Origin of the sequence: Chelativorans xinjiangensis, assembly GCF_009812055.1 — a bacterium.
GTDB lineage: Bacteria > Pseudomonadota > Alphaproteobacteria > Rhizobiales > Rhizobiaceae > Chelativorans > Chelativorans xinjiangense.
Genome location: NZ_WQNH01000004.1, coordinates 86,500 through 108,328 on the forward strand (window position 1 = coordinate 86,500; position 21,829 = coordinate 108,328).

21 protein-coding genes and 1 tRNA gene are annotated in these 21,829 nt (G+C 66.0%); 7 read left to right on the top strand and 15 right to left on the bottom strand.

Annotated features, from left to right (window positions below; genetic code table 11):
- Position 1: 1 nt before the first annotated feature.
- A complete protein-coding gene (gene lipB, locus GM910_RS04640) occupies positions 2-748 on the bottom strand; it encodes a lipoyl(octanoyl) transferase LipB (RefSeq protein WP_159586349.1) in 747 nt (248 codons plus the stop codon).
- A gap of 142 nt (positions 749-890) precedes the next feature.
- Positions 891-975 (bottom strand) — tRNA-Leu (locus GM910_RS04645).
- 320 nt (positions 976-1,295) lie between these two features.
- On the opposite strand from GM910_RS04645, the gene mgtE reads away from it, so the two are divergent.
- The gene (mgtE, locus tag GM910_RS04650) at positions 1,296-2,714 is read left to right on the top strand and encodes a magnesium transporter (protein ID WP_159586350.1); all 1,419 of its coding nucleotides are present in this window, start codon (positions 1,296-1,298) and stop codon (positions 2,712-2,714) included.
- A gap of 35 nt (positions 2,715-2,749) precedes the next feature.
- Here mgtE and GM910_RS04655 read toward each other — a convergent pair whose 3' ends face one another.
- Positions 2,750-3,991, bottom strand: a complete 1,242-nt coding sequence (locus tag GM910_RS04655) for an MFS transporter (RefSeq protein WP_159586351.1) — start codon at positions 3,989-3,991, stop codon at positions 2,750-2,752.
- A gap of 288 nt (positions 3,992-4,279) precedes the next feature.
- Between GM910_RS04655 and GM910_RS04660 the strand changes: the two genes are divergently transcribed.
- Positions 4,280-4,666, top strand: coding sequence for a MerR family transcriptional regulator (locus GM910_RS04660; protein ID WP_159586352.1), 387 nt, complete (start codon positions 4,280-4,282; stop codon positions 4,664-4,666).
- A gap of 7 nt (positions 4,667-4,673) precedes the next feature.
- Here the strand turns inward: GM910_RS04660 and GM910_RS04665 are convergent, their stop codons facing one another.
- Positions 4,674-5,153, bottom strand: coding sequence for a methyltransferase family protein (locus GM910_RS04665; RefSeq protein WP_159586353.1), 480 nt, complete (start codon positions 5,151-5,153; stop codon positions 4,674-4,676).
- A 51-nt stretch (positions 5,154-5,204) separates the two neighbouring features.
- Entirely contained in the window at positions 5,205-6,161 is a 957-nt protein-coding gene (locus GM910_RS04670; protein ID WP_246225850.1) for a heparan-alpha-glucosaminide N-acetyltransferase, read from the bottom strand.
- A 127-nt stretch (positions 6,162-6,288) separates the two neighbouring features.
- On the opposite strand from GM910_RS04670, the gene GM910_RS04675 reads away from it, so the two are divergent.
- Complete coding sequence (locus tag GM910_RS04675) at positions 6,289-7,119, top strand: aldo/keto reductase (protein WP_159586355.1); 831 nt, start codon at positions 6,289-6,291, stop codon at positions 7,117-7,119.
- 144 nt (positions 7,120-7,263) lie between these two features.
- Here the strand turns inward: GM910_RS04675 and GM910_RS04680 are convergent, their stop codons facing one another.
- Complete coding sequence (locus GM910_RS04680) at positions 7,264-8,079, bottom strand: arylamine N-acetyltransferase family protein (RefSeq protein WP_159586356.1); 816 nt, start codon at positions 8,077-8,079, stop codon at positions 7,264-7,266.
- Positions 8,080-8,247: 168 nt separating this feature from the next.
- Between GM910_RS04680 and ade the strand changes: the two genes are divergently transcribed.
- From ade to GM910_RS04695, 3 genes are read left to right on the top strand one after another with little or no spacing between them, the layout of a single operon-like run.
- Complete coding sequence (gene ade, locus GM910_RS04685) at positions 8,248-10,068, top strand: adenine deaminase (RefSeq protein ID WP_159586357.1); 1,821 nt, start codon at positions 8,248-8,250, stop codon at positions 10,066-10,068.
- 37 nt (positions 10,069-10,105) lie between these two features.
- Complete coding sequence (ilvA, locus tag GM910_RS04690; RefSeq protein WP_159586358.1) at positions 10,106-11,362, top strand: threonine ammonia-lyase IlvA; 1,257 nt, start codon at positions 10,106-10,108, stop codon at positions 11,360-11,362.
- A 10-nt stretch (positions 11,363-11,372) separates the two neighbouring features.
- A complete protein-coding gene (locus GM910_RS04695; RefSeq protein WP_159586359.1) occupies positions 11,373-11,912 on the top strand; it encodes a DUF1697 domain-containing protein in 540 nt (179 codons plus the stop codon).
- Positions 11,913-12,169: 257 nt separating this feature from the next.
- On the opposite strand, the gene rirA is transcribed toward GM910_RS04695, so the two are convergent.
- Positions 12,170-12,631, bottom strand: a complete 462-nt coding sequence (rirA, locus tag GM910_RS04700; protein ID WP_159586360.1) for an iron-responsive transcriptional regulator RirA — start codon at positions 12,629-12,631, stop codon at positions 12,170-12,172.
- A 234-nt stretch (positions 12,632-12,865) separates the two neighbouring features.
- Here rirA and GM910_RS04705 point away from each other — a divergent pair, with 234 nt between their 5' ends.
- Entirely contained in the window at positions 12,866-13,429 is a 564-nt protein-coding gene (locus GM910_RS04705; RefSeq protein ID WP_159586361.1) for a GNAT family N-acetyltransferase, read from the top strand.
- A 197-nt stretch (positions 13,430-13,626) separates the two neighbouring features.
- Here GM910_RS04705 and GM910_RS04710 read toward each other — a convergent pair whose 3' ends face one another.
- The 8 genes from GM910_RS04710 to ehuD form a co-directional block, all read right to left on the bottom strand.
- Positions 13,627-14,997 carry an aspartate aminotransferase family protein gene (locus GM910_RS04710; RefSeq protein ID WP_159586362.1) on the bottom strand — a complete coding sequence of 457 codons (1,371 nt, stop codon included), beginning with the start codon at positions 14,995-14,997 and terminating at the stop codon, positions 13,627-13,629.
- Positions 14,998-15,006: 9 nt separating this feature from the next.
- Positions 15,007-16,224 carry a M24 family metallopeptidase gene (locus tag GM910_RS04715; protein WP_159586363.1) on the bottom strand — a complete coding sequence of 406 codons (1,218 nt, stop codon included), beginning with the start codon at positions 16,222-16,224 and terminating at the stop codon, positions 15,007-15,009.
- Positions 16,225-16,236: 12 nt separating this feature from the next.
- The gene (locus tag GM910_RS04720) at positions 16,237-17,721 is read right to left on the bottom strand and encodes an NAD-dependent succinate-semialdehyde dehydrogenase (protein WP_159586364.1); all 1,485 of its coding nucleotides are present in this window, start codon (positions 17,719-17,721) and stop codon (positions 16,237-16,239) included.
- Between the two features lie 118 nt (positions 17,722-17,839).
- Positions 17,840-18,340 carry an Lrp/AsnC family transcriptional regulator gene (locus GM910_RS04725; RefSeq protein ID WP_159586365.1) on the bottom strand — a complete coding sequence of 167 codons (501 nt, stop codon included), beginning with the start codon at positions 18,338-18,340 and terminating at the stop codon, positions 17,840-17,842.
- 42 nt (positions 18,341-18,382) lie between these two features.
- On the bottom strand, positions 18,383-19,372 hold the full coding sequence (locus GM910_RS04730) for a cyclodeaminase (protein ID WP_159586366.1): 990 nt from the start codon (positions 19,370-19,372) through the stop codon (positions 18,383-18,385).
- Complete coding sequence (eutB, locus tag GM910_RS04735) at positions 19,362-20,378, bottom strand: hydroxyectoine utilization dehydratase EutB (RefSeq protein WP_159586367.1); 1,017 nt, start codon at positions 20,376-20,378, stop codon at positions 19,362-19,364. Before eutB ends, GM910_RS04730 begins: the two co-directional genes overlap by 11 nt.
- Positions 20,378-21,154: an ectoine/hydroxyectoine ABC transporter ATP-binding protein EhuA gene (gene ehuA, locus GM910_RS04740; protein WP_159586368.1), complete on the bottom strand. Its 777-nt coding sequence runs from the start codon at positions 21,152-21,154 to the stop codon at positions 20,378-20,380. Before ehuA ends, eutB begins: the two co-directional genes overlap by 1 nt.
- Positions 21,151-21,828 (bottom strand): ectoine/hydroxyectoine ABC transporter permease subunit EhuD, encoded by a 678-nt coding sequence (gene ehuD / locus GM910_RS04745; protein ID WP_159586369.1) that lies wholly within the window; start codon positions 21,826-21,828, stop codon positions 21,151-21,153. Before ehuD ends, ehuA begins: the two co-directional genes overlap by 4 nt.
- Between the last annotated feature and the right edge of the window lies 1 nt (position 21,829).

Genomic DNA, 21,829 nt, shown 5'->3' on the forward strand with positions numbered 1-21,829 from the left:
GTCACGCACTCCTTGCCAATGCCCCGTCCCGCCCGGCTTCTGCCGGCCCGAAGACCTCCTCGAAGGCCTGTTTCAGCGCCACGTCGAAATCGGCCAGCGCCACCGGCAACCCGAGATCGACCAGGCTGGTGATGCCGAAGCCGGGAATCCCGCAGGGCACGATGCCCGAGTAGTGCGAAAGGTCCGGCTCGATATTGACGGCGATACCGTGAAAGCTCACCCAGCGGCGCAGGCGGATGCCGATGGCGGCGATCTTGTCCTCCATCGGCGTGCCGTCCGGCAGCGGCGGCTTGTCCGGCCGCACGACCCACACGCCGACGCGGCCCGCCCGTCGCTCGCCCTTGACGTTGAAGCGGGCAAGGCTGGCGATGATCCATTCTTCGAGCGCGGTGACGAAGGCGCGCACGTCCTCGCGCCGCTGCTTCAGATCGAGCATCACATAGGCCACGCGCTGACCCGGCCCGTGATAGGTGTATTCGCCCCCGCGCCCCGCCTTATGCACCGGAAAGCGCCCCGCATCGAGCAGGTCCCCGGGTGCCGCGCTCGTGCCCGCCGTATAAAGGGGAGGGTGCTCGACCAGCCACACCATCTCGCCCGCCTGGCCGGCGCGGATGGCGTCGGCGCGCGCCTCCATGAAGGCAAGCGCCGTCTCATAAGGGGTCAGCCCGGGTTCGACGCGCCACTCCACCGGCGGGGCCGCCGCGCGCGGGTGAAAGGCCTGAGCGGGTGGTGCGGCCGTCTCATTCATCGTCTTTTCTCCATGCCGACATATGACCTCGAAAGAGCAAAAAGGTCCAGCAACGACCGGCGATGCGGCAGCGGTCATGGCAACTCACCCGTTAAGCACGAGGCTCTCAACGGGCGGCGCTATATGAGGCAGGGAGAAAAATTGGTGCGGTCGAGAAGACTCGAACTTCCACGGGTTGCCCCACAGCGACCTCAACGCTGCGCGTCTACCAATTCCGCCACGACCGCACGCAACGAAAGGCCGGTTGCCACCGGCCACGGCGCATGTAGCAAATCGCCTCCCGCGAAACAAGCCTGAGATATGCCAAATCGGCGTAAAAAGACCGTCGTCCGGTACCACCCGATTGCAAGCGGCGGCACCGCCGTTTCCGCCTCATGCGATTGTCTGTGGACGGCGTTGGGCATGCTGCTCCTTTCCCCTGGGACGCTCTTTGCGAATCTTATTGCGGCATTGCCTGCGACAGGCTTTGTATTCGCGCCGGACGCGCGCTACAGGTGCCGCATCGTGAACCGGACCGGCTTCAGGGTCAAAACCGAGGAGAGCGCCGTTGAGCGAGCCGGAAACGCAAGGGATTGATGGCACCCCGGCCGACGCGCCGGAGCGCGGCATCTATGGCGAGGACGGGGTCATCGCCGCTCCCTTCCTTGCGCATATCGGCGCCGCTATCGCCGACCGCGACACGCTGACGCTGAAGAAGGATGTCGGCACCCTGCACCAATCCGAGGTCGGCGACCTGCTCGAGGCCCTGATGCCGGAGCAGCGCCGGGCGCTGGTCCAGCTCATGGGCGAGGAGTTCGACTTCACCGCCCTGACGGAGGTCGATGAGGCGATCCGCCTCGACATCGTCGGCAGCCTGCCCAACGTCCAGATCGCCAAGGCTCTCCAGCACCTCGATTCCGACGATGCCGTCTACATCCTCGAGGACATCGAGCAGGAAGACCAGGACGAGATCCTGGCGCAGCTCCCCTTCACCGAGCGCGTGCGCCTGCGCCGCTCGCTCGGCTATCCCGAGGAGACGGCCGGCCGGCGCATGCAGACGGAGTTCGTCGCCGTCCCCCCTTTCTGGACGGTCGGTCAGACCATCGACTACATGCGCGACGAGCAGAACCTGCCGGATTCCTTCTCGCAGATATTCGTCATCGACCCGACCTTCCGCCTCGTCGGCGCCGTCGATCTCGACCGCATCCTGCGCACCCGGCGCTCGGTCAAGATCGAGGACGTGATGCGCGAGACGCGCCATGCCATCCCGGCCACCATGGACCAGGAGGAGGCGGCGAAGATCTTCGAGCAGTACGATCTCCTATCGGCCGCCGTCGTCGACGAGAACGAGCGGCTGGTCGGCGTCTTGACCATCGACGACGTGGTCGACGTCATCACGCAAGAAGCCGAGGAGGACCTGATGCGCATGGGCGGCGTCGGCGACGAGGAATTGTCGGATACCGTGCTCGCCATCTCGCGCTCGCGCGTGCCGTGGCTCATGGTCAACCTGGTCACGGCCTTGATGTCCGCCTCCGTGATCGGCCTTTTCGATGCCTCGATCGAGCAGATGGTGGCGCTCGCCGTGCTGATGCCGATCGTGGCGTCCTCGGGCGGCAATGCCGGCACGCAGACCATGACGGTGACCGTGCGCGCGCTCGCCACCCGCGACCTCGACATCTACAATTCAGGCCGCATCATCCGGCGCGAGATCCTGGTCGGCCTGTTGAACGGGGTAACCCTGGCTCTCATCGTCGGCACGGTGGCGGCCATCTGGTTTCACAACGTCCAGCTCGGCGGCATCATCGGCGCGGCGATGATCTTCAACATGCTCGCCGCTGCGGTCGCGGGCAATCTCATCCCGCTGCTTCTCAACAAGGCAGGCGCCGACCCCGCCATCTCTTCGTCCGTCTTCGTCACAATGGTGACCGACGTCTTCGGCTTCTTCGCCTTCCTCGGCCTGGCCACCTGGTGGTTCGGGCTTGTTTGATCCCGAAAAGCGGATACCGGCGGTAAATCGTAAAACTAAGCCGCCGCCGGCGCCGTGCTTGGCCGGCGCAGGAGGATCAAAAGGATCACCGCGATGTTGAGAAGGTTCCAGGCGATGCCGTTGAGGAAGGCGGCCTGGTAGGAGCCGGTGAGGTCGTAGATGAAACCCGACATCCATCCGCCCAGCGCCATGCCGGCGATCGTCGCCATGATGACGATGCCGACCCGCTGCCCCGCCTCGCGCGCCGGCAGGTACTCGCGCACGATGATGGCGTAGGAAGGCACGATGCCGCCCTGCGACAGCCCGAAGACCAGCGACACGATGTAAAGCGAGGCCAGCCCGTCCCAGGGGATATAGAGGATCAGTGCCAGGCACTGCAGCACCGAGCCGATGAGCACGGTGCGCGCGCCGCCGATATAGTCGGCGATGAAGCCGGAGGCGAGCCGGCTGACAATGCCGCCGGCCAGCATCAGCGATAGCATCTCCGCGCCGCGCGCCACGCCATAGCCGAGGTCGACGCAATAGGCGACGATGTGCACCTGCGGCATCGACATCGCCACGCAGCAGGCCACGCCGGCGACGATCAGAAGCCCCTGCAGGACGGGCGGCGAGAATGGGCTGGGCCCGGCCCGCCGGCGCAGGCCCGTGGGCATCCCGTCGCTGCCGAGCGGCGAGGCGGCGGGCGGGCGCGGGCGCAGGAGCAGCGCCAGCGGCACGATCGTCACGATGCAGAAGATGCCGATGTATAGAAACGTCACGCGCCAGCCCGTGCCGGCGAGCATGAGCTTGATGACCGTCGGCCAGACGACGCCCGCCAGATAGTTTCCGCTGGCCGCAGCCGCCACCGCTATGCCGCGCCGGCGCTCGAACCAGTGCGAGATGTCGGCGATCAGCGGGCCGAAGGTGGACGAGGCGCCGAAACCCACCAGAGCCTGCAGGAGGGCGAACTGCCAGACCGACTGCGCGAAGCACGACAGGATGAAGCCGCTCCCCAGTGCCACGCCCGCCAGTGCCACAGGCAGTGCCACGCCCATGCGGTCGACATAGCGCCCGATCAGCACGTTGCCGGCGGCAAAGCCGATCATGGCGGCGGTATAGGGCAGGGAGGCGTCGGCCCGTTCCACGGCAAAGTCCGCCTGCACGCCGGGCAGCACCACTACCACCGCCCACATGCCCACGCTGCCGATCGTGCCGAGCAGCAGGCACAGGGTCAGCCGCAGCCAGGAATGGATGTCGTCTGGCCGGCGCTCCTCGGCGGCCGGCAAGGGCTGAAGCATGGCAGGTCTCCGGGCGTTCGCGGGTGAGCCGTAGCCTTGCTGGCGGTGGGGCCGGTAGGGCCAGGGGGCGGTATCGGTTGTCCTGGTGGTGCGATCCTGACAGATGGCACCCATCTGTCAGGACAAATCGCCCCACCGGATTAATAGCTTGTGGGCTGACTTTTCCAAACAGATGGGTACCATCTGTTTGGGTCAGACCAATAGCGGGAAAGTGCGCGGTATGAATTGACTTTTACGTAAATCAGATGGCAGTGTCGCCCCTCTTGGGAAAGCGAGTCTGGCGAGCGCATGCGGGAATACTACACGATCACGGAACTCACCCGCGAATTCGGCATCTCGACACGCACGCTGCGCTTTTACGAGGACGAAGGGCTCATCCACCCCGTTCGCCGCGGGCGCACGCGCCTCTACCGCCCTTCCGACCGGCACCTGGTGCGCCAGATCCTGCGCGGCCGCCGGCTGGGGTTCTCCATCAACGAGATCCGCGAGATCATCCAGGTCTACAGAACGCCGCCCGGCGAGGTGGCGCAGCTGCACCTGATGATCCAGAAGATCGAGGAGAAGCGGCAGAACCTGCGCCAGAAGCGCCGCGATCTGGAAGACACGCTGCAGGAGCTGGACCAGGCGGAGGAAGCCTGCGTGGAGCGGTTGGCCGAGCTTGGTGTAAAGACCTGAGCTTGCTTCAGAACCAGCGCCGCACCTTCTTCTGATAATCGCGGTAGCGCTTGCCGAAGCGCAGCGCCAGATGCCGCTCCTCCGGTTCGATGGCGAGCTTCTGCGTGAGGTAGGCTGCGAGGATGCCGAAGACGAAGAACCAGAGCGCACCGGCTATCATGCCGATGGCGAACATCAGCGCCGTATTGCCCAAATAAAGGGGATTACGGCTGAAGGCATAGGGGCCACCCGTCACCAGATGGTCGGCGACCTTGGTTGGATTGATGGTCGTGTTGGCGCGCCGTAGCGCCCGTATGGCGGCGATGTCCATGAGGATGGTCGCCACGACCAGAAGCCAACCAACGGCGAAAAGCAGGTCGGAAAGGGGCGGGCCGAGCCAGGGTAGGGGCACGGCATAGCTTAGTGCCGCGCTGACCGCGACGGCGATGAGATAGAGGATCGGCGGCCAGGGAATGCGGCTTGGAGCCTCTTCGGCCGAATCGCTCATGACTTTGTCTCCTCCCGTCCTGCGTCACCGCTCCGCGGATTTCCGCAAGCCTTATCCATTGTTCTCCACGCTGCAGCGAAAGGCAACATCCTCCAGCCAGGATTGGATCGCCTCGCTGCGCCGTGGGTTGTAGAGTTCGCCAAGCCGGTTCTCGGTCGTCGCTGCCTCCATCACGCAGGCGCAATAGGCGCGGCAGAAGTTTTCCTTGCGCTCGACCGCACATTGGCTGCTGCACGCTTCAAGGAAGAACTGCCCCCGGTCGGGCGCGGCCGGCGGCATGAGCTGGGCGAAAAGCCAGACGCTGGAGAACAGCACCGGCTGGTGCAGCAGGTAGAAGGCGAGGCTGTGGCGCCCGGCCGCGCCCAGAAGCGGCACACGGCTTGCCGGCGCAAACCCCGCCATGCGGGCGAAGAGGCCCGCGCGCGCCGCCGCTTTGGCGGCTGCGATGCCCAGGAGCACGGCGCCGAACCAGGGAAAGATGGGGATATAGTCGTTGGAGCCGGGGACGTTGCGCGACAGCCCCGTCCACCAGAAGACCGGCTGGTCGAGAAAGGGCGCATGCACGAAATGCGGCGCGGCGATGACCGCTGCCGCGAGCGCCAGGAGCGCGGCAACCGGCAGCCTCAGGAGAAGGAGGCCGAGCACGCTCGAGAGCGTGATGTTGTGCAGGATGCCGAAGAAGATGAAGGCATCCGGCGTGGCGAAATAGGTGACCGCCGTGATCGCCGCCGCCGCAATTGCGATCATCGCCAACCTCCTGGCGAAGGAGCGCAAGCGGATAGCCCGCCCATGCGCCAGGTAAAGGCCGACGCCCACCAGGAACAGAAAGGAACTGGCGATGGAACGGGCAAAAATCTTCCATCCGCCGGTCACCGACGTGCCGGGCTCGATATAGCCGAAAAAGTCGAGGTCCCATGTAAAATGGTATATGGCCATGGCGACCAGGGCGGTGCCGCGGGCGATGTCGATGAGTTCGATTCGTCGATGATCCGTCGGCGTCAGTTGCACCTTCAGCGTCCCCGGCAGCGTCGTGAATGCCGGCGCAGGAACGCATATTCTTGGCCGTCGTTCAATGCACACGGGCGTGAAAGCGCCTTTTCCGCAGGCGGATAACAGCGCAAGGAGAAGAGAAGCCGTGAAGAAGCTATCTGTGAACGGCGCCGAAATACCGGCGATCGGGCTGGGGACCTGGACCCTCGATGGCGGCACCTGCACCGATCTCGTCAGCCATGCGCTCGGCATCGGCTACCGCCATGTCGATACGGCGGCGATCTACGGCAACGAGCGCGCGGTGGGCGAGGGCATCCGGCGCTCCGGCGTTCCCCGCAGCGACATCTTCCTCACCACCAAGGTGTGGTGGACGGATCTGGCGGCCGCCGACCTGAAGCGCTCGGCGGCGACAAGCCTGGAGCGCCTTAGCCTCGACCATGTCGACCTCTTGCTCGTTCATTGGCCGAACCCGGCCATTCCGCTGGCCGAGACCATGGACGCGCTCAACCGCGTGCGCGAAGAGGGCCTTGCGCGCCACATCGGCGTCTCCAACTTCCCATCGCGGCTTCTAGCGGAGGCGGTGCGCCTGTCCGAGGCGCCCCTGGTGGCCAATCAGGTCGAGTACCATCCCTATCTCAACCAGGACAAGGTGCACGCCGCCTGCCGCAAGAACGGCATGGCCATGGTCTCCTACTGCCCCATCTATCGCGGCGGCGCGCTTCTCGATGAGCCGGCGGTGGCCGAGGCGGCGGCGCGCCACGGCAGGACGCCGGCGCAAATCGTGCTTCGCTGGCACCTCGAGCAGGAGGATGTCGCCGTCATCCCGCGCACCAGCCGCAAGGAGCGCCTGGCCGAGAATGCCGACATCTTCGGCTTCTCGCTCGACGCCGGCGAGATGGCGGCGATCAGCCGCCTGAGAAGCGCCGGGCGGCGCCTCTGCGACTACGGCTTTTCGCCGGAGTGGGACCGTCCGTAGTGCTGCGATCCTGACAGATGGTACCCATCTGTCAGGGCAAATCGCCCCACCAGACCAACAACTTGTGGGCTGGCTTTTTCAAACGGATGGGTACCATCCGTTTGGGTCAGACCACGAGGACCGTCGGCGTTCAGCGGCCGGTTCTCACGCGATCGCCTCGCGCTTCAGCGCCTCCGGCAGTCCCTCCGGCACGTCGATGCCGAAGATGTCCCACAGCACCGCCTCGATCTCTTCCGCTTCCGTCAGTTCGCGCCGCGAGCCGTTGCCGCCATGGACGTTCAGGCGGTTGTTGAGGAGCGCATAGCGGCCCTCGGGCGTGGGGCGCGCGGCGATCAGGGAATGCCGAAAGTGGGAGGCCGGGCTGGTCGACAGGAAATAGTTGGTCACTTCGTAGTCGACCGGGAACTGCTCTTCCAGGCTGAAGCGGTAGAGGCAGCGCCATTCGCCGCCGATATCGGCGCGCATGCGCCAGGTGTCGCCGTTGCGGTCGAGGCGGAAGCGCTCATGCGGGGTTTCCTGCTCACGCCCCGCCTCAAGGCGCAGCGGCGCGGTCAGCGTCAACCCGCCGAAGCCGACGTCGGCGAGATAGGTGCCCTCGGGAAGTTCGACGCGCAAGAGCATGTGGCCGCGCGGCGTGACGGCATCCTCCTGGCGGCCCCATAGAACGCGCGCGGCCAGTCCCGAGACCTGGAAGCCGAGGGTCGAAAGCACATGCATGAAAAGCAGGTTGTGCTCGAAGCAATAGCCGCCGCGGCCACCGAAGATGAGCTTCTCCTGAAGCGAAGCCAGGTCGAGATTTACCGGGCGCTGCAGAAGCGGGTCGAGATTCTCGAAGGCGATGGCCAGGGGATGGTGAAAGTGGAGGGCGGCAAGCGTCTCCAGCGTCGGCTCCAGCGGGCCCTCGTATTTTACACGGCGCAGGTAGGCCGCGAGGTTGATCGTCTGCGTGGCGACGTTCATCCGTGTCCCTCCGGATTTAGCTTTAGAAGCGGTTGATGTGGGGCTGCATCGGCCGTGATGCAAGCACGATGCTGACAACCCCCTGAATTATGCGGCCCTGATGCGGCCTCCTGAATTATGTGGCATCGCGCCGGGAGGTTTGCGAAAGTGCGGCCGAAGGAGACCACCATGCCAGCTTCCGCCGCGGACCTGTCCAAGAAACCGAAACCCTGGAGTGCCGTCGCGCGCCTGCTCGTCGACGTGGCCATGGGGCGCAAGCCCGCCGATCTGGTGGTGCGCAACGGGCGCTGGGTCAACGTTCACTCGGGGGAGGTTATCCCCGGCACCGACCTTGCCATCGCCGCCGGCCGCTTCGCCTATTGCGGGCCGGATGCCAGCCATGCCATCGGCGACAGGACCAAGGTGGTGGATGCCAGGGGCCGCTATCTGGTGCCGGGCTTATGCGACGCGCACATGCATGTGGAAAGCGGCATGGTGACGGTGACGGAGTTCTGCCGCGCCGTCATCCCGCACGGCACCACGTCGATGTTCATCGACCCGCACGAGATCGCCAATGTCCTGGGGCTTCAAGGCGTGCGGCTGATGCACGACGAGGCGGCGGCGCAGGCGATCAACGTCTATGTGCAGATGCCCTCCTGCGTGCCGTCCGCCCCGGGGCTGGAGAATGCGGGCGCTCAACTCGGCGCCGAGGACGTCGCCGAGGCGATGGGCTGGGACAACATCATCGGCCTCGGCGAGGTGATGAATTTCCCGGGCGTGGCTGCCAACGACCCGGTGATGGCGGGCGAGATCGCCGCCACGGTCGAGGCCGGCAAGACAGTCGGCGGGCACTTCGCCTCGCCGGAGCTCGGCCGCGCCTTCCACGGTTACGTCGCCGGCGGGCCGGAGGACGACCACGAAGGCACGCGCATGGAGGATGCCATCGCCCGTGTGCGCCAGGGCATGAAGGCGATGCTGAGGCTCGGCTCGGCCTGGTACGACGTGGCAAGCCAGATCAAGGCGGTGACGGAGCAGGGGCTCGACCCGCGCAATTTCATCCTGTGCACCGACGACAGCCACTCCGGCACTCTTGTGCAGGAAGGGCATATGGACCGCGTCGTGCGCCACGCCATCGCGCAAGGGCTGAAGCCGGTGACGGCGATCCAGATGGCGACCGTCAACACGGCCGAGCACTTCAAGCTGGAGCGCGAGCTGGGCTCGATCACACCGGGCAGGCGCGCCGATCTCCTCGTCGTCTCGGATCTGGCCGCGCTCGTCATCGACGAGGTTTACGCGCGCGGCGTACGCCTTGCCCGCGACGGCAAGCTGGAGGCGGAAATCCCCGCCTACGCCTATCCGGCGACGGCCAAGAAGACGGTGCGGCTCGGCAAGCGCCTTGTAGCCGACGATTTCGACATCCCGGCGCCGAAAGGCGCGCGCAGCGTCAAGGCGCGCGTCATCGGCGTCATCGAAAACCAGGCGCCGACGCGTGCGCTTTCCGCGGAGCTTCCCGTCGCCGGCGGCGTTGTGGCGATGGACCGGCGCAACGACGTCTGCCAGATCGCGCTGGTGGAGCGCCATCGCGGCACCGGTGCGGTCACCAACGGCTTCGTCTCCGGCTTCGGCTACACGCAGGACTGCGCCATGGCCTCCACGGTAGCGCACGATTCGCACCACATGATCGTCGTTGGCACCAACAAGGAGGATATGGCGAGGGCGGCGAACCGGCTTGGCCAGGTGGGCGGCGGCGTGGTGATGATCTCCAGGGGCAAGGAGCTGGCGCTGGTGGAGATGCCGATCGCCGGCCTGATGTCGGACGAGCGGGCCGAGGTGGTGGCCGGGAAGGCGGCGAAGCTCGCCGCCGCCATGCGCGACATGGGCTGCACGCTCAACAACGCCTATATGCAGCACTCGCTGCTCGCCCTCGTCGTCATCCCCGAATTACGCATTTCCGACATCGGCATCATCGACGTCACGGCCTTCCGCAAGGTCGATCTGTTTTTGCCGTAAGAAGACGCGCGCAAGAAAATCAGGCAAGGGAGACGAGATGAGCGCATTTGTCGAGCGGGTGGGGCAGGCGGCCGGTGCCTTGCGGGAGCTTTTCCCCGAAACGCCGCTGCAGGAGAACGATTATCTGTCGAAGAAGACCGGCGCGCGCGTGTTCCTGAAGCGGGAAGACCTGACGCCGGTGCGCTCCTACAAGATCCGTGGCGCCTTCAACTTCATGCGCAAGGCCATCGCCGCCGGCGTCGGACCGGACGGTTTCGTCTGCGCGTCCGCCGGCAATCACGCCCAGGGCTTTGCCTTCGTGTGCCGTCATTTCGGCCGCAGGGGTGTGGTCTTCATGCCGGTGACGACGCCGCAGCAGAAGATCGACAAGACGAAGCTGTTCGGCGGCGAGTTCATCGAGGTGCGCCTCGTCGGCGATTATTTCGACGAGTGCTACCAGGCGGCCGCCGGCTTCGCCGCCGCAAGTGCCGCCCTCATGGTGCCGCCCTTCGACCACCCCGACATCATCGAGGGGCAGGCATCGGTGGCGCACGAGCTTGCCGGCCAGCTTGGCGGCGGGCTCGACGGTGCGCTCGTGCTTCTGCCGGTTGGCGGGGGCGGGCTCGCGGCGGGCGTGACCGGCTTTCTTCATGATACGGGCGCTAATGCCGGTTTCGTCTTCGCCGAGCCGAAAGGCGCGCCGAGCCTTGAGAGGAGCCTGGCGGCGGGCAAGCGCGTGAAGCTCGCCCAGGTGGACAATTTCGTCGACGGGGCGGCGGTGGCCGAGATCGGCCGCGAGCCCTTCAAGCGATTGAAGAGCTTCCCGGCGCAAACCGTTCGATTGATTCCCGAAAATCGCCTCTGCGCCACCATGATCGAGATGCTGAACATCGAGGGCGTGGTGCTGGAGCCGGCCGGCGCGCTCGCCATCGACGCGCTGAAGGACTTTTCGCGCAAGGAACTGAAGGGGCGCACGGTCGTCGCCGTCGTCTCCGGCGGCAATTTCGATTTCGAGCGCCTGCCGGACGTCAAGGAGCGGGCACTGCGCTTCGAGGGCTTGAAAAAGTACTTCATCTTCCGCTTTCCCCAGCGGCCGGGCGCGCTGCGCGACTTTCTCGACCTCCTGGGGCCGGACGACGACATCACACGGTTCGAATACCTGAAGAAGTCGGCGCGCAATTTCGGCTCCGTGCTGATCGGCCTGGAGACCAAGGAGCGGCGCAATTTCGCCGTCCTGACCAAGCGCTTCGACGAGGCCGGCTGGGCCTACCAGGACATCACCGACAACGACACGATCGCCAGCCTTTTGATATGACCCCAACGATATGAGCAAGCAAACTGCCTATATAGTCCTGTTCCGCGGCGTCGGCGGTGCGACGCAGCTCCCGGTGAAGACACTCCGCGCCGTGCTGTCGGAGGCGGGGTTCGCCAATGTGGCGACCTACATCAACAGCGGCAATGCCGTACTGTCCTCACCGATGACGGGAGAGGAAGTGGCCGCGAAGGTCGCCGCACTCGTGCGCGAGAAGATGGATTTCCACAAGAGCGTCCTGGTGGCCGGCCTTAAAGAGTGGGAGGAAATCATCGCCCAGAACCCTTACCCGCAGGCCGTCGAGGAACCGACGAAACTGCACGCCTTCCTGATGGAGCGTGTGCCGGAGGCCGAAAGGGTGGCGGCACTTCAGGAGAAGGCGACGGGCACGGAGACCTTCGCCATCCGGGGCAGGGCGCTTTACCTGCACACGCCGGACGGCATGGGCAGATCCCTCTTCGCGCCGAAGATCGAGCCGACACTGAAGGTGGCGATGTCGGCGCGCAACTGGCGCTCGGTGCTGGCGCTGCGGGATATGGCGGCGGCGATTTGAGGGTTGGCTGGGGAGGTGGGCACCCTGTCGCGCCCCCCTCTGTCCTGAGCTTTGTCGAAGGGCCGGACATCTCCCCCGCGAGGGGGGAGATTGGTCGGCCGCTCGCTCCGACACTTCTTCTGCAACGCTGGCGATTGGCGAAAGCCGTCGTGAAGGCTGATCTCCCCCCGTGTGGGGGAGATGTCCGGCCCTTCGACAAAGCTCAGGACAGAGGGGGCGCGACAGGGCGCCAGCCTCTCCGACCTACAACTCTGCGCCTAACCCGCCGCCGCCTGCGCTGGCCGTTCCTCGATGCCGAGCAGGCCGCGCATGTTGGGCCGGGCCTCGACCAGGTCGCGGATGGTGTAGGAGGAAAGCACTTCGAAGAAGGCGCCGAGAGCCTTGCGCAGCGCCTCGTTGAGGCCGCAGCCGTCGACCAGCGGGCAGTCCGTGCCGTCGTTCTCGAAGCACTCGGCCATGGTGAAGTTCTCCTCCGTCACGCGCACCACGTCGAACAGCGTGATCTCCTCGGCCGGCTTGGCAAGCCGCACGCCGCCGTTGCGCCCGCGCACGGTCTGCACCAGCCCGTTCTCCACCAGCGGCTGCAGGATCTTGAACAGGAAGAGATCGGAGAGCGTATAGGCCTGCGCGATGTCCGGAATCCGGCTCAAACGCCCCTCGTTGGCGGCGCAATACATCAGAATGCGGATCGCGTAGTTGGTTTGCCGGGTCAGGCGCATGGAATCCCTTTCGTCACGTGCGAACCCTAATATGGCTCATAGTTTAGAATAATTCCAGAGATGAATGACAAAAAACATGAGTTTTTTTATCAGGAAAAAGCTCGAAATGCGAGCCATGCGGATCGCGCAATGCGGCAATGCGCGCGGTGCGGGGCCCTTGCGCATCCTTGTTGCACTGCACATATTCGCGCCGAGTCGAACGGCTCGGGGAGGAACCCGCGAGGAGTGCGACTTATGGCACGTATGGCAAGACAGGAATCAGGACCGCTCGGCGTGGTGCGCCGCCTGAGGCCGTCCGAGCTCACCCTTTTCCGCGATCATCTGATGCGGCTTGACGGCGACAGCCGCCGCGACCGTTTCAATGGCGTCGCCAGCGACGCCTTTCTCGAAGACTATGCCGCGCGCAGCTTCAGCCAGGGCGCGACAGTGGTCGGCTATGTCGAGGACGGGCGCGTCCTGGGGGCGGCGGAGCTGCACGAGCGGCCGGAAAGCGATCCGCCCACGGCCGAGATCGCCTTCAGCGTCGAGAAGGCGCTGCAGCATCGCGGCCTCGGCAGCAAGCTTTTCCAGCGCCTCATCGCCCATGCGCGCGCCCTCGGCTACACCCAGCTACGTGTCACCACCCATCCGCACAACGATGCGATGCGGGCCTTGGCGCGCAAGTTCAACGCCCGGATAAGCTTCGAGGAGGGCGAGACGGTGGGGCACATCGGCCTCGAACCGGCCGCGCTCAGCGATGCCGAATTGTCTGCAGCCTACCTGCCGGCGCTTGCCGCCGGCGCGCTTCCGGTACGGTAGCGCTTTTCTCCCCCCTTGCGGGGGAGGTGCCGAGCGAAGCGAGGCGGAGGGGGGTGGCCGCGCCGCGCGCCAACTTCTGAAATTCGGCTTATCACTACCTCGATATTGAAACTCTGGCACGCGGCCGCGCGACCCCCACCCGACCCCGCCGGCAAGCCGGCGGGCCCACCCTCCCCGCAAGGGGGAGGGAAGGGGCGCTAAAGCACCGCCTTCACCGCCTTCGCCGTCGCATCCACCACCTTGTCCGCCTCGGCCCGTGTCAGGCATAGCGGCGGGGCGAAGCCGAGGATGTCGCCCTGCGGCATGGCGCGGCCGATAACGCCTTCGCTGAGGAGGGCGGCGGCGACCTGCGGGCCGATCTTTCGCGCCGGATCGAAGAAGCGGCGGCTGTCCCGGTCTTCCACGAATTCGACGGCGCACAGCATGCCTTCGCCGCGCACGTCGCCGACATGGGGGTGGGCGCCGAGCGCGTCCTTCATGGTCTCGACGAGATAGGCACCCGTCTCGCCGGCATTCTTCACCAGGCCAAGGCTGTCGACCAGATTCAGGTTGGCGATGCCGGCGGCCGCCCCGATGGGATGGGCGGAATAGGTCCAGCCATGGCCGATCGGCCCATTCTCGTCCGTGCCCCTCTCCAGCACTGCCCACATCTTCTTGCCGACGATGGAGCCCGACAGCGGCGCGTAGGCCGAGGTCAGCCCCTTGGCGATGGTGATCAGATCCGGCTCGATGCCGTAATGGTGCGAGCCGAACATGGAGCCGAGCCGCCCGAAGCCGGTGACGACCTCGTCGGCGATCAGGAGGATGTCGTGCTTCCTCAGGACCTTCTGGACCGCTTGCCAGTAGCCCGCCGGCGGCGGCACGATGCCGCCGGTGCCCAGCACCGGCTCGCCGATGAAGGCGGCGATGGTGTCCGCACCCTCGCGCTCGATGAGGGCCTCGAGTTGGGCCACGCAGTGCGCCGTGAAGTCTTCCTCGCTCATGGCGAGGTCGGGGCGGCGGTAATAGTAGGGCGCTTCCGTGTGGAGGACCTGCGCAAGCGGTAGGTCGAACTTCTTGTGGAAGAGTTCCAGCCCCGTCAGCGAGCCCGTCATCAGGCCCGAGCCGTGATAGCCGCGCCAGCGCGAGACGATCTTCTTCTTCTCCGGCCGGCCGAGGATGTTGTTGTAATACCAGACGAGCTTGACGTTGGTCTCGTTGGCATCCGACCCGCCGAGGCCGAAATAGACCTTGGACATGTTCTCGGGCGCCCGGTCGAGGATCATCTTCGCCAGCGTGATCGAAGCCTCCGTGCCGTGGCCGACATAGGCGTGGTAGTAGGCAAGCTCCTTGGCCTGATGGGCGATGGCCTCGGCGATCTCCGTGCGCCCGTAGCCCACGTTGACGCAGTAGAGCCCGGCGAAGGCGTCGAGCAGGCGTTTTCCGTCACGGTCCTCGATATAGATGCCGCTGCCGCCGGTGACGATGCGGTTCGGGCTTTCCCCCCGTGCGTGCTGGGCAAGGTGCGTGGAGGGGTGGAAAAAGGTCTCCCGGTCCCACTGGTCGAGCTGGTCGTTCTTCAAGAGCATGGTCGTCTCCTATCTGATGGTGGGCCCAAGAGGCGTCTTGGTAAGCACTTCCGTCCCGTCCGGCCCGAGCAGCACGGCGTTGGAGACGAAGAAATCGCCCTTGCCCGTGCCCATAAGCCAGGAGAGGATGTGGAAGGTCATGCCCTCGCGGATTTCGAGGTCCGAATCGTGCCGCAGGCCGGTGACGCGGTTGCCGCCGGTCCATGACGGCGGGAAGCCGATGCCGACGCAATAGCCGCAATGGTGGCGGCGGTAGTGGGAAAGCCCGGCCTCGTCGACGACGGCCTGCCAGGCCGCATAGACGTCGCGCGCAAGCACGCCGGGGCGCAGCGCGCTGAGCACTGCTTCGAAAGCCCCGCGCGACACCTCCGCCATGCTGGCGTCCTCGTCGCGGATGGAGCCGACATGGACGAGCCGGCCGAGCGGCGAATGATAGCGGCTGACGCAGCCCGACAGTTCGATGAACACCGGCTCGCCGGCCTGGTAGACACCGTCGCCCCAGGTCGTGTGCTCCTCGCCCAGTCTTTTTCCCGGGCGGATGAAGGGGCCGAAGCCGGGCACCTCGCCGCCTGCCCGGATCATCGTGGCATGGCACTCGGCCACAACGTCGCGCTCGCTCGCCCCGTCGCGGATGGCGGCGATGGCCGCCTCGGCCGCGATGTCCGATATGGCGGCGGCCCGGCGCATCAGGTCCTGCTCCAGGGGCGATTTGACGAGCCGCAGGTTGTCGACCAGGCCGGTGACGTCGACCCAGTGGACGTCCGGCAGGCTCTCGCGCAGCGCATGGCCGAAGCCGTAGGAATGGCCCGACGACCAGGTCTCGACGCCTATGCGCATGGCGCCGTCGTCCGCCTGCCCCTCGATCTCCTCCACAACCGCCTTCAGCACCGCGCGCGAGCGCTCCTTCGCCGCGAAGGAATCCTTCAGGAAGCGCACGGCAAGGTCGGCGGCCGTCTCGTTGTCGGCGTGGCCATGGAAGAGGGCGTTGCGCACCTGCTTCTCGATGGAGACGCGTTCCATCTGCCGCGTGACGAGCACCATCTCGCCCTCGGGCGGCACGATGAGAAGGTGCGGCGCGAAATAGCCCCAGTGGTCGAGGCCGGTGAGATAAAAGATATTTTCGGGCGTCGAGAGCAGCACCAGGTCGAGGCCGCGCGTCTCCATGGCGCCGCGCACGGCCTCCAGCCTTTGGCCCAGTTCTTCGTCGGTGAAGGGATTTGCGAACATCGCCGCCGCTCCTCAGTGGGTATCGCCGCAGACATATTTGACGTTGGTGAATTCCTCCATCCCCATGCGCGATCCCTCCCGGCCGAGCCCGGCCTGCTTGATGCCGCCGAAGGGGATGGGCGCGCCGGTGATCTTGGTGCGGTTGACCGCCACCATGCCGAATTCGAGCGCGCGCGAAAGCCGGGCGATGCGGCCGGGATCCTTCGTGTGCAGATAGGCGACGAGCCCGGTCTCCGTGTCGTTGGCGCGGAAAAGCACCTCGTCCTCACGGTCGAAGGGCGCGAAGGCGGCGAGGGGGCCGAAGGTTTCCTCGCGGAAGACAAGCGCGTTCTCCGGCACGTCCGCGAGCACCGTCGGGAGAAAGAAATTCTCGCCGGCATCGGCCCTTCTGCCGCCGGCGACAAGCCTTGCGCCCTTCTTGATCGCGTCGGCCACGTGTTCCTCCTGCTTCTTCACGGCGCGCCCGTTGATGAGCGGGCCGATGTCCGGGTCGTCGAGGCCCGCCCCGACCGTCAGCGCCCGCGCCTTTTCCGCAAAGGCCTCGACGAACGCCTCGTAGATGGGGCGCTCGATATAGAAGCGGTTGGCGGCCAGGCAGTCCTGGCCTGAGGTGGCGAATTTCGCGGTGATCGCGCTTTCCACCGCGCGTTCGAGGTCGCAGTCCGCGAAGGCGAGGAAGGGTGCATGGCCGCCCAGCTCCATCACCAGCTTCTTGATGGTGGGTGCCGACTGGCCATAGAGCAGACGGCCGATCTCCGTCGAGCCGGTGAAGGAGACGACGCGGACCTGCCGCGAGGCCGTCATCGCGCCGACCACATCCGCCGCCTTGCCGGTGACGATGTTGAAGACGCCCGCCGGAAAGCCGGCGCGCTCGGCAAGCTCGGCGAGCGCCAGGGCGGAGAAGGGGGTTTCGGAGGAGGGGTGGGCGACCACCGTGCAGCCGGCGGCAAGTGCCGCCGCGGCCTTGCGCGTCAGCATGGCGGAGGGAAAATTCCACGGCGTGACGAGCCCCGCAACGCCGGCTGGCTCCCGCGACACCCGCATCTCCGCATCCGGCAGATGCGGGGTGATGCTTTCCACGTTCAGGCGCTTGGCCTCCTCGGCGTAGAACTCGACGAAGGAGGCGGCATAGTCGATCTCGCCGCGCGCCTCGGAGAGGGGCTTGCCCTGCTCCAGCACCATGAGATGGGCAAGGTCCTCGCGCGCCTCGAGGATCAGCGCATGCCAGCGCTGCAGAAGGCTGGCGCGCTCCTGCGGCAGGCGCGCGGCCCAGCCGGCGAAGGCGCGATGCGCGGCGTCAATCGCCTCATCCGCCTGCGCCGCGGTGAGCGCCGGCACGCAGCCGACGCGGGCGCCGTCCGCCGGGTTCAGGACGTCGATCGCCGCATCGCCGGGAGCGGCGATCCAGCGGCCGTTGGCATAGGCGTATTCGCGGAAAAGGCGCGGGTCGCGCAGGTCCGAAAGGGCGGTCTTTTCAAGGGCGGCAAGGGCAGACATCGGCTCACTCCCTGGCGGATTCTATTCTTCCCTTGAGATGGGGTTTCCGGCGGCAAATTTTCCATGGGAAACGCCGCCCGCCGCCGATGATTCTTCTGAATTTACGGGCGCTTGCCGATCAATCCTTCTGGCGCCCGGATGCAGGGGCAAGAAGTGAGGAAAGGGGCATGGCCTTCGGCTGTTTCACCGGCTTCGTGACGATATAGGTGAAGTAGCGCACGAGCCCCACGCGCGCCTCCAAGAGCCCATCCACAAGGCGCTGATAGGCATCGATGTCCCGGGCGACGACCTGCAGGATATAGTCGAAGCCGCCGCCGACGGCCCAGCAGCCGACGATCTCGTCGACCTTCTGCACCCAGCGTTCGAAAAGCTGGAAATTCTCCGCCCGGTGCCCCTCCAACTCGGCGGCCATGAAGACGACGACATGCGGGGCGAGGCGGGCGAGCGCCACGTCCGCATGGTAGCCGGTGATGACCCCCGCCTTCTCCAGCCGCTTCAGCCGCTCCCAGCAGGGCGCCGGTGTGAGGTTGACACGCTCGGCGAGCGCCGCCTTCGAGATGCGGCCTTCCTTTTGCAGGATGGAGAGGATTTTCAGGTCGCGGTCGTCGAGTTTGAGCATCTTGGCGTGGTCCTGCGGTCGGGCGGAGGGTGCCCTTCATTCTCAACTCTCAATAACGCTCCCAGCTCCTACCTCTTTCGCTTCCCCCAGCGCAAACGTCGCAATCGCCGTATCCTGCGCGCCGGTGCCGGTGAGGTCGCAGATCGTCACCTGGTCCTCGCCCGTGCGTCCCTGCTCACCTTGAACGATCCCGCCCAACTCCACCGGCTTTCCGCCCGTCCACAGCCCCGCGGCGATGGCCGAGCGCAACTCGCCCAGCTTCTCGCACTGGCTGGCGCGGTCGGCAACGTAGAGGTCTGCCGCAACCAGCGCCCTCGGGTCGATCTCGTTCTTGCCCTCCTGGTCCGATCCCATGGCGGTGATATGGAGCCGCGGGTGCAGCCATTCGGCCTTGAGCACCGGCTCCTCCGCCGGCGTCGTCGTCACGACGAGCTGGCTTTCGGCCACCAGGCGGGCGGGGTCTTCTTCCACACGGGCTTCGATGTCGAGCCTGTCGGCGATGTCCTTCGCGCAGGCCGCCGCCTTTTCCGCGTTCCGGCCCCAGACGAGCACGCTCTTTAAGGGCCGCACCAGATGCGCCGCCTCGATCTGCAGCCGCGCCTGCACGCCCGTGCCCATGACGCCGGCCGTCTCCACCGCCTGCGGCGCCAGATGGCGCGCGGCGACGGCGCCGGCGGCCGCCGTGCGCACGTCGGTGAGATAGCCGTTGTCGAGCAGCAAGGCCTCCACCAGCCCCGTCTTGGCCGAAAACAGGATCATCAGCCCGTTGAGGCTCGGCAGGCCGAGCTTCGGATTGTCGAAGAACCCAGGGCTGACCTTGATGGCGAAGCCGGTAAAACCGGGGATATAGGCCGTCTTCACGTCCACCTCGCCATTGGCCTCGGGAATGGCCATGGACAGGATCGGCGGCATGATCACCTTGCCGGTGCCGAGCGCGGCGAAGGCTTCCTCCACCACATCGACGGCCTTCACGTCGAGGCGGACGGCCTTGCGCAGTTCGCTTTCCGTGAGGATGAAGATATCACGCGGCATAAGAGGAGCCCTTGAGAAGATAGTCGCCGAGCTTCACATCGCGGCCGTTCACGATGTCGGTGAAGACCGCCATGTCGACATTGCGGCCCGTGACGATGGCGGCGACCGGGCCTTTCACCGTGCCGAGCTTGCCCGCCATAAGCGCCGCCGCGCCCACCGCGCTCGCCCCCTCGCAGACGATGCGATCCTCGAAATAATGCGCCTGCATGGCGCGGTAGATCTCTTCCTCGCTCACGAGCACCACGTCGTCGAGGCAATCGCGGCAAAGCGCCAAGGTGTGGCGGTTGCCATGCCCGATGCCGCCGCCGAGCGAATCGGCCAGGCTCTCCACCTCCGTCACCTCCACCGGCCGGCCCGCCTGAAGCGCCGCATGCATGGCCGCGCCCCGCTCCATGGTGATGCCGACGACGCGGATCGACGGCTTCATGCGCTTCAGCGCAAAGCCGATGCCGCCGGCAAGCCCGCCGCCCGACAGCGGTATGAGGACCGTTTCAAGGTCCGGCCGCTGCTCCATCAGTTCCAGCCCGATGGTGCCCTGGCCGGCGATAACGGGGAGCGCATCGAAGGGCGCGATCTCCGTCAGGCCTTCCTCGCGCACCAGCCTGTCGCTTTCCGCCTGCGCCTCGTCCTGGCTCTTGCCGGCGATGCGCACCTCGGCACCGAGCGCGCGGATGCCGTCGACCTTGGACCGCGGCACCAGGCTGGACATGCAGATGACGGCGCGCAGACCCCGCCTTGCCGCCGCATACGCCACGCCGCGCCCGTGATTGCCGGTGGAACAGCACGTCACGCCCGCCGTCTCCGGCGGCAGCAGCGCAACGGCATTCGCCGCCCCGCGCAGCTTGAAAGCGCCGGTCGCCTGCGCGATCTCCAGCTTCAAGAGCACGTCGCTGCCGGCAATCCTGCTCAGGAAGGGGGAGGGGACGAGCGGCGTATTAAGGGTGGCGACACCCTCCATCCTCCGGCGCGCGGCCAGAACGTCTGCCAGCGACAGCGCATCCTGCATCAGCCGGCCTCCAGGACCGCGCTCAGGAACTGCCGCGTACGCTCCTCTTCCGGGTTGCTGAAAATCTTGTCCGGTGCACCCTGCTCGGCGATCTTGCCGCCGTAGAAGAAGCACACGCGGTCGGCGAACTCGCGCGCGAAGCCCATCTGGTGCGTGACCATGAGCATGGTCAGGTTATGCTCCGTGCCGAGCTTGCGGATGACGTTCAGCACCTCGCCGACGAGCTCGGGGTCGAGCGCCGAGGTCACCTCGTCGAACAGCATCACCTTGGGCCGCATGGCCAGCGCCCGGGCGATCGCCACGCGTTGCTGCTGCCCGCCGGAAAGCTGGCTCGGATACTGGTCCTTCTTCTCGCCGAGGCCCACCATGTCGAGCAGTTCCGCCGCCCGGTCGGCGGCCTCCTTCTTCGCCAGGCCGAGCACGTGGATCGGCGCTTCCATGCAGTTCTTCATCGCCGACATGTGCGGAAACAGGTTGAAGTGCTGGAACACCATGCCGATGTTGCCGCGCACCCGGCGCAGATAGCGCTCGTCGGCGGGCACCAGCGTGCCGTTCTTCTGCATGTGCGTCAGCGGTTCGCCGTCGACATAGATGACGCCGTCGTTGATGCGCTCCAGTGTCATCAGCATGCGAAGAACTGTGGTCTTGCCGGAGCCGGACGGGCCGATGATGGCGACCTTCTCGTTGGGCGCGATCTCCAGATCGAGCGAATCGAGCACCGTCAGCGCGCCGTAGCTCTTGGTCACATTGTCGAACTTGACCATGGGTGTCGTCATCGTGCGCCTCCGGGGTTGCGCAGGGTACGGTTGAGATAGGCTTCCAACTGGCGGATGAAGGCGGCCGCCACCAGGCTCATGACCAGGAAGAAGCCGCCGACCAGCGTGATGGGCTCGACATAGCGGAAGCTCTGGGATCCCAGGATCTTCGCCGTCTGCATGAGTTCGAGGACGGCGATGGCGGAAAGAAGCGGCGTTTCCTTGAACAGCGCCACCAGATAGTTGCCGAGTGCGGGCACCACCGGCGGGATCGCCTGCGGGATGATGATGTCGCGGAAGGTGATGTAGGGGCTCAGGTTGAGCGCCGTGGAGGCCTCCCACTGGCCCTTCGGCACGTTCTCCAGCCCGGCGCGGTAGACTTCCGAGCAATAGGAGCCGTAGTGCAGGCCGAGCGCGATGACGCCGGCGGCCATGGCCGGCAGCACGATGCCGAATTCAGGGAAAACGAAGAAGATGAAGAATATCTGGATGAGAACCGGCGTCGAGCGGATGAACTCGACGAAGCCGGCGGCCGTCACGGAGATCCACCCTGTCTTCGACATGCGCAGGATGGCGAGCACCAGCCCCAGCACAGCCGCCAGCACGAAGCCCAAGAGGGTGGCCTGGATGGTGACGACCGAAGCTCTCAAAAGCGTCGGCGTGATCTCCCAGACATAGTTCCAGTCCCAGAACATG

Excerpts from the sequence above, each read along its gene's own strand:
- lipB (WP_159586349.1), bottom strand. The coding sequence starts at position 748 with ATGAATGAGACGGCCGCACCACCCGCTCAGGCCTTTCACCCGCGCGCG.
- GM910_RS04655 (WP_159586351.1), bottom strand. The coding sequence starts at position 3,991 with ATGCTTCAGCCCTTGCCGGCCGCCGAGGAGCGCCGGCCAGACGACATC.
- GM910_RS04660 (WP_159586352.1), top strand. The coding sequence starts at position 4,280 with ATGCGGGAATACTACACGATCACGGAACTCACCCGCGAATTCGGCATC.
- GM910_RS04665 (WP_159586353.1), bottom strand. The coding sequence starts at position 5,153 with ATGAGCGATTCGGCCGAAGAGGCTCCAAGCCGCATTCCCTGGCCGCCG.
- GM910_RS04680 (WP_159586356.1), bottom strand. The coding sequence starts at position 8,079 with ATGAACGTCGCCACGCAGACGATCAACCTCGCGGCCTACCTGCGCCGT.
- ade (WP_159586357.1), top strand. The coding sequence starts at position 8,248 with ATGCCAGCTTCCGCCGCGGACCTGTCCAAGAAACCGAAACCCTGGAGT.
- ilvA (WP_159586358.1), top strand. The coding sequence starts at position 10,106 with ATGAGCGCATTTGTCGAGCGGGTGGGGCAGGCGGCCGGTGCCTTGCGG.
- GM910_RS04695 (WP_159586359.1), top strand. The coding sequence starts at position 11,373 with ATGAGCAAGCAAACTGCCTATATAGTCCTGTTCCGCGGCGTCGGCGGT.
- rirA (WP_159586360.1), bottom strand. The coding sequence starts at position 12,631 with ATGCGCCTGACCCGGCAAACCAACTACGCGATCCGCATTCTGATGTAT.
- GM910_RS04705 (WP_159586361.1), top strand. The coding sequence starts at position 12,866 with ATGGCACGTATGGCAAGACAGGAATCAGGACCGCTCGGCGTGGTGCGC.
- GM910_RS04710 (WP_159586362.1), bottom strand. The coding sequence starts at position 14,997 with ATGCTCTTGAAGAACGACCAGCTCGACCAGTGGGACCGGGAGACCTTT.
- GM910_RS04715 (WP_159586363.1), bottom strand. The coding sequence starts at position 16,224 with ATGTTCGCAAATCCCTTCACCGACGAAGAACTGGGCCAAAGGCTGGAG.
- GM910_RS04720 (WP_159586364.1), bottom strand. The coding sequence starts at position 17,721 with ATGTCTGCCCTTGCCGCCCTTGAAAAGACCGCCCTTTCGGACCTGCGC.
- GM910_RS04725 (WP_159586365.1), bottom strand. The coding sequence starts at position 18,340 with ATGCTCAAACTCGACGACCGCGACCTGAAAATCCTCTCCATCCTGCAA.
- GM910_RS04730 (WP_159586366.1), bottom strand. The coding sequence starts at position 19,372 with ATGCCGCGTGATATCTTCATCCTCACGGAAAGCGAACTGCGCAAGGCC.
- eutB (WP_159586367.1), bottom strand. The coding sequence starts at position 20,378 with ATGCAGGATGCGCTGTCGCTGGCAGACGTTCTGGCCGCGCGCCGGAGG.
- ehuA (WP_159586368.1), bottom strand. The coding sequence starts at position 21,154 with ATGACGACACCCATGGTCAAGTTCGACAATGTGACCAAGAGCTACGGC.
- ehuD (WP_159586369.1), bottom strand. The coding sequence starts at position 21,828 with ATGTTCTGGGACTGGAACTATGTCTGGGAGATCACGCCGACGCTTTTG.